Origin of the sequence: Shimia litoralis (assembly GCF_005518135.1) — a bacterium.
Lineage (GTDB): Bacteria > Pseudomonadota > Alphaproteobacteria > Rhodobacterales > Rhodobacteraceae > Shimia_E > Shimia_E litoralis.
The window spans coordinates 226039-240513 of record NZ_SULI01000001.1; the positions used below are offsets into that span (position 1 = coordinate 226039).

The 14475-nt window shown below is 55.4% G+C and carries 14 protein-coding genes; 2 read left to right on the forward strand and 12 right to left on the reverse strand.

Translation table 11 applies throughout. From position 1 onward, the window contains the following. Window positions 1-10: 10 nt before the first annotated feature. Window positions 11-1045, reverse strand: coding sequence for a permease (locus FAP39_RS01045; RefSeq protein ID WP_138014507.1), 1035 nt, complete (start codon window positions 1043-1045; stop codon window positions 11-13). Continuing rightward, a complete protein-coding gene (locus FAP39_RS01050) occupies window positions 1038-1382 on the reverse strand; it encodes an ArsR/SmtB family transcription factor (RefSeq protein WP_138014508.1) in 345 nt (114 codons plus the stop codon). The genes FAP39_RS01045 and FAP39_RS01050 overlap by 8 nt, the downstream gene beginning before the upstream one ends. 104 nt (window positions 1383-1486) lie before the next feature. Between FAP39_RS01050 and FAP39_RS01055 the strand changes: the two genes are divergently transcribed. After that, window positions 1487-2080, forward strand: coding sequence for a uracil-DNA glycosylase family protein (locus FAP39_RS01055; RefSeq protein ID WP_138014509.1), 594 nt, complete (start codon window positions 1487-1489; stop codon window positions 2078-2080). Then, on the forward strand, window positions 2058-2849 hold the full coding sequence (locus FAP39_RS01060; protein ID WP_138014510.1) for an SseB family protein: 792 nt from the start codon (window positions 2058-2060) through the stop codon (window positions 2847-2849). The genes FAP39_RS01055 and FAP39_RS01060 overlap by 23 nt, the downstream gene beginning before the upstream one ends. A 35-nt stretch (window positions 2850-2884) precedes the next feature. Here the strand turns inward: FAP39_RS01060 and FAP39_RS01065 are convergent, their stop codons facing one another. From FAP39_RS01065 to FAP39_RS01110, 10 genes are all read right to left on the reverse strand, one after another. Continuing rightward, complete coding sequence (locus FAP39_RS01065; protein WP_138014511.1) at window positions 2885-3814, reverse strand: 2-hydroxyacid dehydrogenase; 930 nt, start codon at window positions 3812-3814, stop codon at window positions 2885-2887. Continuing rightward, window positions 3811-4221: a VOC family protein gene (locus tag FAP39_RS01070; protein WP_138014512.1), complete on the reverse strand. Its 411-nt coding sequence runs from the start codon at window positions 4219-4221 to the stop codon at window positions 3811-3813. The genes FAP39_RS01065 and FAP39_RS01070 overlap by 4 nt, the downstream gene beginning before the upstream one ends. Before the next feature lie 92 nt (window positions 4222-4313). After that, window positions 4314-5453: a rod shape-determining protein RodA gene (rodA, locus tag FAP39_RS01075; RefSeq protein WP_138014513.1), complete on the reverse strand. Its 1140-nt coding sequence runs from the start codon at window positions 5451-5453 to the stop codon at window positions 4314-4316. Next, window positions 5450-7393, reverse strand: coding sequence for a penicillin-binding protein 2 (gene mrdA, locus FAP39_RS01080; protein ID WP_138014514.1), 1944 nt, complete (start codon window positions 7391-7393; stop codon window positions 5450-5452). The genes rodA and mrdA overlap by 4 nt, the downstream gene beginning before the upstream one ends. Further along, window positions 7390-7929, reverse strand: a complete 540-nt coding sequence (locus FAP39_RS01085) for a rod shape-determining protein MreD (protein ID WP_138014515.1) — start codon at window positions 7927-7929, stop codon at window positions 7390-7392. Before FAP39_RS01085 ends, mrdA begins: the two co-directional genes overlap by 4 nt. After that, window positions 7922-8830 carry a rod shape-determining protein MreC gene (mreC, locus tag FAP39_RS01090; RefSeq protein WP_138014516.1) on the reverse strand — a complete coding sequence of 303 codons (909 nt, stop codon included), beginning with the start codon at window positions 8828-8830 and terminating at the stop codon, window positions 7922-7924. The genes FAP39_RS01085 and mreC overlap by 8 nt, the downstream gene beginning before the upstream one ends. A gap of 64 nt (window positions 8831-8894) precedes the next feature. Next, window positions 8895-9935, reverse strand: coding sequence for a rod shape-determining protein (locus tag FAP39_RS01095; protein WP_138014517.1), 1041 nt, complete (start codon window positions 9933-9935; stop codon window positions 8895-8897). A 260-nt stretch (window positions 9936-10195) separates the two neighbouring features. Beyond that, window positions 10196-11737 carry an arylsulfatase gene (locus FAP39_RS01100; RefSeq protein WP_138014518.1) on the reverse strand — a complete coding sequence of 514 codons (1542 nt, stop codon included), beginning with the start codon at window positions 11735-11737 and terminating at the stop codon, window positions 10196-10198. 165 nt (window positions 11738-11902) lie between these two features. Next, on the reverse strand, window positions 11903-12532 hold the full coding sequence (locus FAP39_RS01105) for a TorF family putative porin (protein WP_138014519.1): 630 nt from the start codon (window positions 12530-12532) through the stop codon (window positions 11903-11905). 162 nt (window positions 12533-12694) lie between these two features. Continuing rightward, window positions 12695-14269, reverse strand: a complete 1575-nt coding sequence (locus tag FAP39_RS01110) for a 2-isopropylmalate synthase (RefSeq protein WP_138014520.1) — start codon at window positions 14267-14269, stop codon at window positions 12695-12697. Window positions 14270-14475: the final 206 nt, after the last annotated feature.

Below are 14475 nucleotides of genomic sequence, written 5' to 3' on the forward strand. Positions count from 1 at the left end.
CGCCAGGCGGTCAGGCGACCGCCTGCCATGCGATCCCGGCCAGAAATGCCCCCACCAAAGCGTACCCAAGGTACGCCACAAAGACGCGAGGTTTGACCAGCGCCCAGACTGCAATTGCCGCTGGAATGCAGCTCACACCACCTGCGATGACAAAGCTCATGGCCGCGCCATTTGACATGCCCTGCTGCAAGAGCGCATCGACCAACGGCACCGCGCCGTATCCGTTCAAATAAGCAGGTGCCCCGACCAGTGCGCCAAGCAGAATTGGCATCATGCCGTCGCCACCCAGCACGCCCGCAATGATCTCTGCCGGGACATAATGGATCATCAAAGCTTCGATCACATAAGCCAACGCAAGCCATTTCACCAAGAACAGTGCGTTTTCCAGCGACGTGGCCCGAAAGGTCTCGCGGCGTTCGGCCTCCTGCCAGAATTTCCATTTTGGGGCCGCAGAAAACGGTTTCTGGGTACCGCAACAGCCACCAACCTGTGGGCGTTCGCGAAGCGGGTCTGCAAACACAGCGGACTTGGCAAAGATCATGGTAAGGAAACCTCCCATCAACCCCAGCCCGACGGCAGCCACAGTTTTGGCAAGGGCAAACTCGATCCCCAATGTTCCGGATGTGATCGCAAACATTGCGGGATCCATCAACGGGGATGCCAACCAAAACGCCATGACCGCACTTAACGGGGCCCCGACAGCGAGCAACGCGGCAATAAACGGAATGACCTCACAGGAACAAAACGGTGACAAGCCGCCAAGCAACGCTGCAAACAGGATCATCCGGGTTTCGCGGCCCTCAAATGCTTTGGCCAAGAGGTTTTCAGCACCCGACGCCTTTAAATACCCAATCGCAAAGACGGCAAAGGCGATAAAGGGCGCTGTGCTTGCCAAAGCTTGGGTCGAGAAGATGATCGTTGGAATGAACTGGGCGCGATCCAGAATGGCAACCGCCAAAAGAATGAGAGCCAGCGCAAGCCATGCTTTGTCAACTTGGCCCAAAAAGGTTTTGAACGGCGACGGGGAATGCGTTGTATCAGCCATGGATGTGGTCCTCGGGGCAGGTGGTGCTGTCGGCACAACATTCTTTGAGAAGGAATTCTGAGAGGGTGCGCAACTCTTGATAGGCGACGGCCGCACAGATAATAGAGCGTCCCTGTTTCATTTGGGTGGTCAGGCCCGCCTGTGTGAGAATTTTCATGTGGTGGGTTAACGTTGACCCGCTTATGCCGGATCGTTTGCCCAACTCTCCGATGCTCAAGCCTTGTTCGCCAGCGCGTACAAGACAGCGCAGCACAGACAGGCGTTGTTCAGAACCAAGTGCAGCAAAGGTCGAGGCTGCAACTTCAAGCGAAAGGTCATAAGGTGATTCATGTTTCATATTTCTAGAAATATAGAAATAAATTGGCAACGCAAGAGATACTTCGAGTATTGTCGAAATAAAATTGAATTCAAAATCCGCGTGATCTGGCCCACAATCGCACCATGACCTTGTTGCACGAGATCCAAGCCTGTCAGATTTGTGCTGATCGGTTCGCCGCCACGCAGCACGCACCGCGTCCGGTTGCGTGGTTTCACCCTTCTGCGCGCATTCTGATTGCGGGGCAGGCCCCGGGTGCACGCGTTCACCAAAGCGGGCGACCTTTTACCGACCCGTCCGGAGACCGCCTGCGAGAATGGATGGGGCTTGAGGATGCTGTGTTTTACGACAAAACCAAGATTGCCATTCTCCCGATGGCATTTTGCTTTCCGGGGTATTCGGGCAAAGGTAGCGACCTTCCGCCGCCAGCAATCTGCGCAAAAACATGGCGCAGCGATGCCCTTGCGACGTTGAAAAATGTGCGGTTGACGCTTCTTATCGGCGGGCATGCGCAAAAGTGGCATCTGTCAACGCGTGGCTCTGTGACGCAAACGGTTCAGGCATGGCGCGACCATGCGCCCGACGTCTTTCCCTTGCCTCATCCGTCGTGGCGCAATACGGGATGGATCAAGAAAAACGCGTGGTTCACAACCGATCTGTTGCCAGAGCTGCGTTGTCGCATAAGGGATGTTCTAGATGACCAACGAGACACCGCTTGATATTGCGCATGCCCTAATGCAGGCGCACCCCTCGGATGATGCCGCACGGCTTCGGTTTTATGAACGCCTCGCCGACGCAGAGCTGTTTTTGCTGTTAAGCAAAGAGGCCGAAGGCGAAAATATCGCACCAGAAGTTTTTGACCTTTCGGATCATTCATTTGTGTTGGTGTTTGACACCGAAGAGCGCCTCGCAGAGTTTGTGGGAAAACCCGCACCCTATGCGGGGCTGTCTGGGCGAATTGTGGCCTCGATGTTGGCAGGGCAGGGCATTGGTTTGGGCGTGAACCTTGAGGTTGCGCCGTCTTCTATTCTTATCCCCCCAGAGGCGCTTGGGTGGTTGGCCGAGACCTTGACACATGCCCCCGATCAGGTGGAAGCCCATGTTCAGGGGTTCACTCCGCCAGCTGGTCTTCCCGAGACGTTGATCACGGCCCTTGATGCCAAACTGTCGACGGCCGCCGGATTGGCGCAATCCGCGTATTTGGTGGGCACAACCTATGACAACGGCACCCAAAGCCACATGTTGGGGTTTATCGATGCCATTGATGCGGCGCAAACCGCGCTGGCCAAGGCTGTGTCCGAGGCATTGACGTTTTCCGGCATCGAAGCGGGGGCCTTGGACGTTGGGTTCTTTTCGGCAAGCGATCCTGTTGCGGCCCAGCTTGCGCGCAGTGGCTTGCGATTTGATCTGCCCAAAGCGCCCAAACAAGATGACTATCAGCGTCCCGCACCCGGCAGTGACCCCGACGCGCCCCCCATTTTGAAATAGGGGCTTTGGCGGGATCAGCAGATGCGCGGCAAGGCTTAGTAACCGGCTTGCCGGTCCACCATATATAGCAAATCATCGCCTGCTTCTGCGCGGCGAATGTTTTCTGCAATCACTTGCGCCGCTGTTTCCGGCCTTGTTTCGCTGGCAATATGCGGAGTGACGGTCACGTTGGGGTGCGCCCAATATGGATGATCTTTGGGCAATGGCTCTATGCGAAAGACGTCCAGCGTCGCATGTGCAATCTGCCCCGTATCGAGTGCTGCTAACAAAGCTGTGTCGTCAATCAACGGGCCACGTCCGGGGTTAATGATAAATGCGCCCTGTGGCATCATTGCCAGCGCTTTTGCATCGATGATATTTTCTGTCGCGGAGGTCTTGGGCAGCAGCAGAACCAGAATGTCGGCCTGTGACAAGGCTTGGGTCAACCCATCTGGTCCGCTCAGGCAGGTGATTTGATCATCGTGTTTGGCGGTTCGGCTCCAGCCGGTCACGGGAAACCCGAGGTCATTTAGGGCGCGTCCGCACGCCAAGCCCAGCTCTCCGAGACCCAGAATTGTGACACGGCGATCCTGTGCAAGCGGGGGAATATAAGCCCGCCATTCTCCGTCTTGGCCTAAGATATGCCGATCCATGCCCAGATGATGACGCAGCACATGTCCGGTCACCCATTCGACCATGCCACGGCTCAATCCGTGATCGACCATCCGCGCAATCGGCTGGGTCAGCGTTTGGTTGCCAACGATGCTCTCGACACCTGCCCAAAGGTTCAACACAGCTTTGGTTCGGACATATGGTGTGAAATCCTGAAGCTCTGAATTCGGGGCGTAGATGATGTAATCGACCTCTTCCGGTGGAAACGCTGCCCGCAGATCGACGTTGAGATCCGCTTGGGCAAATGCCGCCTGAAGTGGGGCGGCATAGATGTCCAAACGGTCTTGGGACGGTGCAAATAGAACGTTGATCATGTTGCGAAAACTCCGTTCATATCAGCAAATCCCTTGATTTCGATTGGGGTGCCAAAGGGGTCACGAAAAAACATTGTGCTTTGCTCGCCCGGTTCGCCTTTGAAGCGGGTGAAAGGCTCTAGGACAAAGGTTACGCCTTTGGCTTTCAGGTCCTGCGCCAGCGCATCCCATTGCGCCTTGGGCAGGATCACGCCCAAATGTGGCATCGGCACCAGATGTTCGCCCACATGTCCGGTGTTTTCGGTGATCAACGGTGCCCCAATATGAAGCGAAATCTGATGGCCGAAAAAGTTGTAATCGACCCATGTGTCGGTGCTGCGACCTTCGACACACCCAAGCACGCCGCCATAAAAGGCGCGCGCCTCTTCCAGATTGCCGACGTTATACGCCAAATGAAATATCGACATGTGTGTCTCCGTCTTTGTTGACCCAGTCAGGTCACAGAAAGCGGCGTTGCACAACCCAGTTTTCATGTGTGGGCATCGGCGATGCCAGAGGTCTATCGTGGTCGGTGCACGTGCGCACTTTGTACCAAACCAAAGGCCATCATCAGCACCAACATGGCCGATCCCCCATAGCTGACCAAGGGCAGGGGCACGCCAACAACGGGGGCCATGCCCATCACCATCGACATGTTTACTGCAAAGAACAGAAAGAACGTCGCGCCAATTCCAAGAATTAGCAGAGACGAGAACCGATCGCGGTTGGCGATTGCCGCAGTGATGCAGAACACCACGATCAAGGCGTACAGACCCAGCAACGAAAATGCGCCAACAAACCCGAACTCTTCGGCAAGGGTGGTAAAGATAAAGTCGGTGTGTTTTTCCGGCAAAAAGTTCAGCCGCGATTGCGTGCCTTGCATAAATCCGCGGCCTGTCCAGCCGCCGGATCCCAAAGCGATCTTTGATTGGGTGATGTGATAGCCTGCCCCCAAGGGGTCGCTTGACGGGTCCAGAAACGTATCAATTCTGCGGTATTGATAATCTTTAAGAAGTTGCCAAGGCGTGCCGCGCGATTGGAAAACGCCCACAACGATGCCACCTGCCAGTGCGGCGACCGCGGCAAAATACCCCCAGTGAACGCCAGCCATGAACATCACCATTGCCCCGCCTGTCAGCAACAAGATCGAGGTCCCGAGATCAGGCTGTCGCAACACAAGCGCGGTTGGCAGCAAAATAAGAAGGACGGGGATCGCGATCCAAAGAGGACGGGATGTTTTATGCGCGGGCAGCCAATCATAGTAAGAGGCCAACAGCATGACCAAGGTGATTTTCATAAGCTCGGAGGGTTGCAGTCGCATGAAACCCAAATCGATCCAACGTTGTGCACCCATGCCGACGCTGCCCATGAACTCGACCAATATCAGCAACACGATCGTGACGCCGTACGCCGCCCCAGAGATACTCCGCCAGAACCAGATGGGGACCATAGCCACGGCAATCATGACACCCAAACCAAGCGCAAAACGTTTGATTTGTGCGCCTGCCCACGGGGAAAACGAGCCTCCGGCAACTGAATATAGCATCATGAACCCAACACCAGACACCGCCGCGAGCAGCAGAATGAGCGGCCAGTTCAGAAACAAAATTTTGCGCAGACCGGTTGGGGCCGTTTTGACATTGTATTCAAGATAGCTCATGCGCGATCCTGCCTGTTGCCGTGCCGGTCAGGTAAAATTCGGCGCAGACGTTCTTGCTGTTGCTCGATCTTGCCGCGGTCTCGTCGAGGGTAGGCCGCAAGGGGCGGCTCTCCTTGGTGCAGCGCTTGAAGAGTGATATCGCGCGCAATCGGTGCTGCCGCAGTAGAGCCCCCCCCGCCATGTTCGACCACAATCGCCACAGCAATTTTGGGGTCGTCGACAGGGGCGAAATTTACAAAAAGCGCATGGTCACGCCGCTCCCAAGGCAAATCCTTGTTCTTGGTCACCCCTTGGGCACGCTCTGCGGCGGTGATGTTGCGGACCTGACTTGTGCCAGTTTTGCCCGCCATGCGGAAACCGTCTTCGAGGATGCGGCTGCGATAGGCCGTGCCGCGTTTGTGGTTTGACACCGCAAACATCCCTTGCCGGATTTGTCGCAGATGATTTTCATTTAACCCAAGGCTGTTTGCTTGGGGCGTGGCGGCTTCGACGCCATTGACCGATTTGACGAGACGGGGAACGATATCCAGCCCCGAGGCCAAGCGCGCAGTCATAACAGCCAACTGCAAAGGCGAGGCGAGCACAAAGCCCTGTCCGATGGATGCGTTCACGGTGTCCCCTGGCACCCAGTCACTGCCGCGTACGCTTTCTTTCCACTCTCTTGAGGGATTCAACCCTTTGGCAAGTCCGGATAGCGGAAGATCAAACTTTGCACCCAACCCGAGCCGCGCAGCCATTGCAGAAAGCTTGTCGATACCCAGTTCAAGCGCGACTTGGTAAAAATAGACGTCACAGCTTTCGCGTAATGCCGTTTGCAGAGACATGTTGCCATGGCCTGCGCGTTTCCAACAGTGGAACCGTCGATCAGATACCTCGAGATGACCGGGGCAATACACCGTATCATCAGCAGACACGATCCCTTCTTCCAAGGCAGCGAGTGCGGTCACCATTTTGAAGGTTGATCCGGGCGGATATGTGCCTTGGATCGATTTTGCCGCAAGAGGCCGGTATTTGTTGTCCGTCAGGGCCCGATAGTCTGCGACCGAAATCCCTTTGACAAACAGGTTTGGATCAAAGCTCGGCGCAGAGTTCACCGCAAGCAAATCACCATTTTGACAATCGATCACGACAGCGGCAGCGCTTTCGCCCTCAAGGCGGGCTTGAATGTAGGACTGTAGTCTTTGGTCTATGGTCAACTGTAGATCGGCGCCCTGCACACCTTCGCGGCGGCTGAGCTCTCGCATGACGCGGCCAACGGCGTTGACCTCGACCCGCTTGGTGCCCGCCTTGCCACGCAGGGCATCTTCGCGCTTGGCCTCGACGCCGACTTTGCCCAACTGAAAACGCGGAATGCGTAGCAAGGGATCGGGGTCTTCGAGTTTGGACAAGTCATAGTCACTTACTGGGCCAACATACCCCACGACATGCGCGAAATCTTCTTGCATCGGATAGATACGTGACAGGCCGACTTCGGGCGTGATCCCGGGAAGAGCAGGCGTGTTGACGGACACGCGGCTCATTTCTTCCCAAGAGACTCGATCGGCGATTGTCACCGGTAAAAATGGTGCTGACCGTCGCATCTCAGCGCGGGCACGATCAAGCGCATCAGGATCAAGCTCGATCAGATTTGACAGGCGGTGAAAGACCTGCTCCACGTCGCCAGCATCTTCGCGCACCATGGTAATACGATAGGACGGTTCGTTCTGGGCAAGTGGCACGCCGTTGCGATCAAAGATTTCCCCACGCGCAGGAGGAATAAGGCGAATATTGACACGGTTTTCTTCGGCCAAAAGACGGAATTCGTCGGCTTTTTCCACCTGAAGATACCGCATGCGCATCCCGAGCATGCCGATAAATCCAAGTTGAACGCCGCCCAAAAGCAAACTTCGACGCGTGATTTTTGCGTGGCTTTCGGCTGCGTCTGGGTTGGGGCGCCTCATGCTGTCCCCGCAATCGCGTCATCGTCTCCGGGGGCGATCTTATGCAGTCCCAAGAGAAAATAGGACAGCCCGACCACGAGCGGATAGACCAATACGTTCATAAATATCTGGGTCACAGTCAGGCCCAGTGGCGCTTGATCGACCAAGAACACCGCAAGAACCAAGCGGTTCATCAGCCCAATTCCGACGAATGCGGCCGCGGCAGTCAACCATTCGATCATAAAGGTGGTGTCACGCAACATCGGGGCCTGACGCCGCAATAACTCGCACGCCACCAACAAGAGAGCAGCCATGACCCCGGGCGGACGCAAGAGAACCAAGTCTGCCAGCAATATCATCCCCGCAACCGAGAGAGCCGGCACATAATTTGGGCGGCGTGCGGCCCATGCGATTGTTAGAACCACAAGCAAATCCGGCCCTGACCATCGGCGCGGAGTGAATTCTAGCGGAAGCAGTTGGGCAAGAACCAACGCCAATCCGACGAGGATATACGCCAGCCGCATTCCCCATCGACGTGATGCAGAACGGCTAGCCATCGGTCTTGGCCTCCTCAGGCGGCAAGGGAGTTGCCACGCTGCCATCAGGGCGAATGATATAGCCGGGATTCGAGATGGCTTCGTGTCCCCGGTTCCTGAGCACGCGCAAGAATTCAAGGCGTTCATAGTCGGCGACCAAACGCACGCGCAGACGCCCGCCGGGGTCCGATGAGACCCGCCCAATCAGCAATCCGCTTGGAAAAACCCCGCCATCACCAGACGACACCACCCGATCTCCTGGGCGAATTTGGTCAGGGTTTTCCAGAAAATCAATATAGGGTGCCATCGAGTTGTCACCCGCAATTAACGCCGTTTGTCCCGAGGGCTGGATAATTGCCGGAATACGGCTTGAGGCGTCGGTGAGTAAAATCACGCGGCTGGAGCGATCCCCCACGCCGGAAATGCGCCCGACAAGACCGATGCCATCCATCGTCGCCCAGCCATCAACGATGCCATCACGTGCGCCGATATTAAGCAACACAGATTGGCGAAATGGGGAGCCGCTGTCAGCCAACACCACGCCGGTGACATAGGTCAGGCGCGGGTCAAGTCGCACGTTGTTCAAATCCAACAAACGTGCGTTTTCTTGTTCAAGCTGAAGAGCGGCTTCTTTCCAAGCTTTCATTTGCTGCAGCTCACGTCGGAGCTCTTGGTTTTGATCCACGACGCGTTGATAGCTTTGAAAATTGCGCAATAGGTTCACGGAAGCTGTCACAGGGGCCATGGCCCAGTCCATCGATGGCACCACGGCATCGACCACTTGTGCGCGAAAGCGTTCAACGCGTGGGCTATCAATGCGCCAAATCAAGAATATCGCCAGAAGACACAGCAATAGAACACCCAACAACAGGCGCTTGAGTGGGGCGACATAATCTTCGCCTTGTGTCCGATCTTTGGCCACTTTGCCCCCTGTCTAGATCCGTCCGAGGGTTTTAGCACGCCTTGCGGTATGCTCCAATTGGGGATCAGCTGTCGTAGTCGATGGCGTGGCGCAGTTGCTTTTCAAATTCCAGCGCCTTGCCTGTGCCAATCGCCACACAGTTAAGCGGTTCTTCGGCGATGGACACCGCCAGACCGGTTTGCTCGCGTAGGGCGAGATCGAGATCACCAAGAAGAGCACCGCCCCCCGTCAGCATGACACCACGGTCGACGATATCCGCAGCCAAATCAGGCGGCGTTGCCTCAAGCGCGGTCATCACAGCCTCGCAGATTTGTTGTACGGGTTCTGACAACGCTTCGGCGACTTGGGCTTGGCTGATTTCGGTTTCCTTTGGCACACCGTTCAACAAATCACGGCCACGAATTTGCATCGAAGCTCCACGACCATCATCAGGCATTCTAGCGGTGCCAATCGATGTTTTAATACGTTCTGCGGTGGCTTCGCCGACCAACAAGTTTTGCTGACGACGCAGATAGTTGATGATTGCCTCGTCCATGCGGTCACCGCCGACACGAACGGAACGTGCATAGACGATATCTCCCAGCGACAACACGGCCACTTCGGTGGTCCCGCCGCCGATATCCACAACCATGTTGCCGGTTGGGTCGGTGATCGGCATGCCAGCCCCAATGGCCGCAGCAATCGGTTCCGCGATCAGGCCGGCGCGACGCGCGCCAGCGCCCAGCACAGATTGGCGAATGGCGCGTTTTTCAACTGGTGTCGCGCCATGCGGCACACAGACGATAATTTTGGGTTTGGAAAACGTAGAGCGCTTGTGCACTTTGCGGATGAAATGTTTGATCATTTCCTCGGCGACGTCAAAGTCGGCAATCACCCCGTCGCGCATGGGACGGATGGCCTCAATCGAACCGGGAGTTCGGCCAAGCATCAGTTTGGCGTCTTCGCCGACTGCGAGCACTTTCTTGATGCCGTCTTTCACGTGATATGCGACCACGGAAGGCTCGGACAGGATCACACCTTTGCCTTTGACGTAGACCAGCGTATTGGCTGTCCCAAGGTCGATCGCCATGTCAGTGGTAAACAGGCCGCCCAGATTTCCCAGCATGTGTGTTCCGTTCCCGTAGAAATTCAAAATAGGCCCGCGACTCTGGAGAGTTGCGGACCGACCTTCTTATATGAGGCAGGGGGGCATTGTGAAAGGCCTTGTTGGTTCAAAATCAGCATGAATCCGCCATTCTGGATGACATGACGGGGCAGGGGTGCGAATGCGCTTGCGAATTGACGGCAAATTGGCACAGGCGCGCTTGGGGTCATGCAAACGGGCGCCAAATTGGGCGCCCGTTACCAGAGATATTTCAGGCAGGTCTAACCGCCCTGATTACGCTGAAGACCTTCTAGCACCTGATCAATCGAGAAACTGGCAGGTTTCTGACGCGGCGGGTACTCTTTGAAGGTCGACAGGAATTGACCCACAAACGCTTGGGCTGGCACCAGCAAGTACAGTCGCTCAAACCGCCATTGAACATAGGCCGCCGCTTCTTCCTGAGCGCGTTCAAACGGATCGCTATAAAGGTCGATCAGTTTCGGGACGCGCAGAGGCACAAAGGGTTCCTGCCAGACATCGAAACCTTCGGCGCGCTGCTCTGCAAAAACAAGCTTCCAACGGTTAAAGCGCAGGTTCACAAGGTCACCGCCGTCCGAGAAATAGAAGAACTCTCGACGTGGGCCAGTTTCGGTTTCACCCTTGAAATATGGCATAAAGTCATAGCCGTCGAGATGCACAGGTTCGTTGCCTTCACCAAACGGGGCTTCGGTCAACATGCGCTCTTTCATGTCGGTATCGCCCAATGCGGACATAAAGGTCGGGAACCAATCCAGATGGCTGATGATCTGGCTCGACTTGCGCCCGGGTTCGATCACACCTGGCCATTTGATCATCATGGGAACGCGATACCCGCCCTCCCAGTTGTCATTCTTTTCGCCTTTGAAAGGGGTGCTGCCGCCATCCGGCCAAGAAAAGACCTCGGCACCGTTGTCGGTGGAATACATCACGACTGTATTGTCCGCGATCCCAAGCGCGTCCACTTTATCCAGAAGCTGACCGACCATACCGTCGTGTTCGACCATGCCGTCTGGGTAAATGCCCAATCCGGTGACGCCTTGGCTCTCTGGTTTGAGGTGGGTGTTGATGTGCATGCGCGTCGAATTATACCACAGAAAGAATGGCTTATCCTGCGCAACTGCGCGATCCATAAAGTCGAGCGCGCCCGCCGTCACTTCTTCGTCGATGGTTTCCATCCGTTTGCGGGTCAGCGGTCCCGTATCTTCGACGCTGCCGTCAGAATTGGCTTTGATCACGCCCCGCGGGCCAAATTTTTCGCGGAACTCTGGGCTCTTGGGATAGTCGACGCTCTCCGGCTCTTCTTCTGCATTGAGGTGGTAGAGGTTGCCAAAAAACTCATCAAACCCATGGTTGGTGGGCAGGTGTTCGTCGCGATCTCCAAGGTGGTTCTTACCGTATTGGCCAGTCATGTAGCCTTTGGATTTCATATATTCCGCGATGGCAGGGTCTTTTTCTGACATGCCTTCTTTGGCACCCGGAAGACCAACCTTAAGCAATCCGGTGCGAAAACCGGACTGTCCTGTCACAAATGACGCGCGTCCGGCCGTACAGGATTGTTCGCCATAGCTGTGTGTGAAAAGCATGCCTTCTGACGCGATCCGGTCGATATTTGGTGTCTCATACCCCATCATGCCCTGATTATAGGCGCTGATGTTCCAGTATCCGATATCGTCGCCCCAAATGATCAGAAAGTTCGGGGTGTCGCTGGCGATCGCCGTTGTTGCGAGCAAACTGCTTGCCGTCAAAGTGATGGCCAACGCTGTGTGTCGTAGTCGGTGTCTCATGATAGAATGTCTCCGAAAAAAATGTTTCGAAATGGAATGCAAGTTCCAGAATTCGCGAAAATACTGAGCCGCGTTCCTAAGCTTGCGCCGATATCGGTTTTCAATCAAGGGCACAGGGGGCTGACATTGCAGGCTTTGGGGGCATTAGCCTAGGCGCCCTTGGCGCTAAAATCCGAGAGACATCGTGACGACAACGCCTTCGTCCCCCGCATCGGCACCATAATAGCGCACATCAGCAGACACTGTTTCGTTAAAACGCCAAGACCCGCCAACGTCCCAGTATTCTGTTGCGCTTCCGTCGGATTTTCCGATCCGCCCAGACAGATTGGCCTGATCCGTGATGTCGATATATGCGGTTGCCGAACGGTTCACATTCTCATTTTCCGGATTGACGGCGACATATCCCTCAAGGGTGAGGCGCTCAAGAACTGGATAAGCCAGTGTGAACTTAATTTCTCCGCAACAATCGCCAGTGTCATCATAATAGTAACGGGCATACCCAACGTCCCAAAACAAGCCATTCGCGTGGGTTTTACGGTACCCAAGCAACAGATCGATTTCCCAACTATCTGGTCCTAGGTCGACGGTTGATGCCCAAACGCCCGCATAAAATCCACGGTTTTCGACCTCGGCCCATGGTTGAAAAGCAAAACCGGAGTCGGATTGCGTGAGCCCATCGAAGACATAGTTCGAGGTGAAATCAGCCCCCCAAGAAACGGCAGGATCAGCAAGGGTATGAGCCGGGGAAAACAGGCACACAGAGGCAAGAACGATACGTCGAAATCGAGTGATCATATGCACCTCCGGATACAGAATGAACCATTTGACCTAAGTCAGTGTAGGCATCAAACAACGTGTACGTCTAGCATTCTGTCCATCTTCCGGTTGATATCGGGTTAAGCGCACAAAAAAACGGCCCGCAAAATGCAGGCCGTTTTCGCGAATGTTTGGTCGGATTTACGACACGTCTTTCCAGTTGATTTCTTTGGTGTCGACGCCTTCGCCCGACTTTGCTCGGCGGACCAAAAGGCGGTTCAGTGCATGAATGTACGCCTTGGCGGAGGACACAACCGTATCGGTATCGGCGGATTGGCCTGTGGCAATCACGCCGTCTTCTTCCAGTCGAACAGAGACAGTCGCCTGCGCATCGGTGCCTTCGGTCACGGCGTGAACTTGATACAGCTGCAGATGGGCAGCGTTCGGATGCAACTGACGGACAGCGTTGAATGTTGCGTCAACAGGACCATCGCCTTTGCAGATTGCGGTCTTGTCTTCGCCATCAATGCTCATGACCAACGTGGCTTCGGCGGGGCCGCCGGTGCCACAAGAAACCCGCAGCGTCACCAATTGCAGACGATCATTCTGAGCGTCCTCACCGGTGCGCATCAGGGCAATCAGATCGTCATCAAAGACCTCTTTCTTGCGATCAGCCAAGTCTTTGAACCGAACAAAGACGTCTTTGAGTTGGTTGTCGCCCACCTCAAAGCCCAATTGTTCCAGCTTGTCGCGCAAGGCGGCCCGACCAGAGTGTTTGCCCAATGGCAAAGACGTACCCGACAAACCGACGTCTTCGGGGCGCATGATTTCAAAGGTTTCTTTGTTTTTCAGCATGCCATCCTGATGGATGCCGGATTCATGTGCAAAAGCGTTTTTGCCCACGATGGCTTTGTTGAACTGAACAGGGAAGCCTGACACCGTGGCGACACGGCGCGAAATCGCCATCAATTTTGTGGTATCGATGCCCGTATCCCAAGGCATGATATCGTTCCGTACCTTGAGCGCCATCACCACCTCTTCCAAGGCGGTGTTGCCTGCGCGTTCTCCCAAGCCGTTGATCGTGCATTCGATCTGGCGCGCGCCACCGGCGACAGCCGCCAAAGAGTTGGCCGTCGCCATCCCCAGATCATTGTGACAATGGGTGGCAAAGATCACGTCATCTGCACCGGGCACTGTTTCGATCAGCTTTTTGATCAGCTCGGCAGATTCCATAGGGGCGGTATAGCCCACAGTGTCGGGAATATTGATCGTGCTGGCACCGGCCTTGATCGCGATCTCGATTACGCGACACAGATAATCCCATTCCGTACGGGTGGCATCCATCGGGGACCACTGGACATCCTCGCACAGGTTGCGCGCATGGCTGACGGTTTCATGAATTTTGTCGGCCATTTCATCCATTGTCAGATTTGGGATGGCACGGTGCAGTTCGGACGTACCGATGAATGTGTGAATCCGGTTCAACTCGGCGTGTTTCACAGCATCCCAGCAGCGGTCGATGTCGGCAAAGTTTGCACGCGCCAAGCCACAAATCCGGCTGTTGCGGCTGTTCTTGGCGATGTCTCTGACGGCCGTAAAATCACCTTCCGAGGCGATGGGAAAGCCAGCTTCGATAATATCGACGCCCATTTCATCAAGCATCTCGGCGATCTCGATTTTTTCGTCATGGGTCATGGTCGCGCCAGGGCTTTGTTCGCCATCGCGCAATGTCGTGTCAAAAATCAAGACGCGGTCTTGTTTGGAAATATCAGTCATGTGGGGTCTCTTTCTTTTCTCCAGAAGCCTAGGCGCGAAACGGCATCCTCTGAGCGGTCGCGCCAGTCAACGGCACGCTCAGAGGCGGGCTAGGAGAAGTAGGTCAGACAGCAACGCAGCCGAAATGCCGCCGCGCGGGCGCAAAGCAATCTGGTGCGTATGTATCTTGGTCAACATGGGGGAAATATACAGCCCTCAAGGTAAAT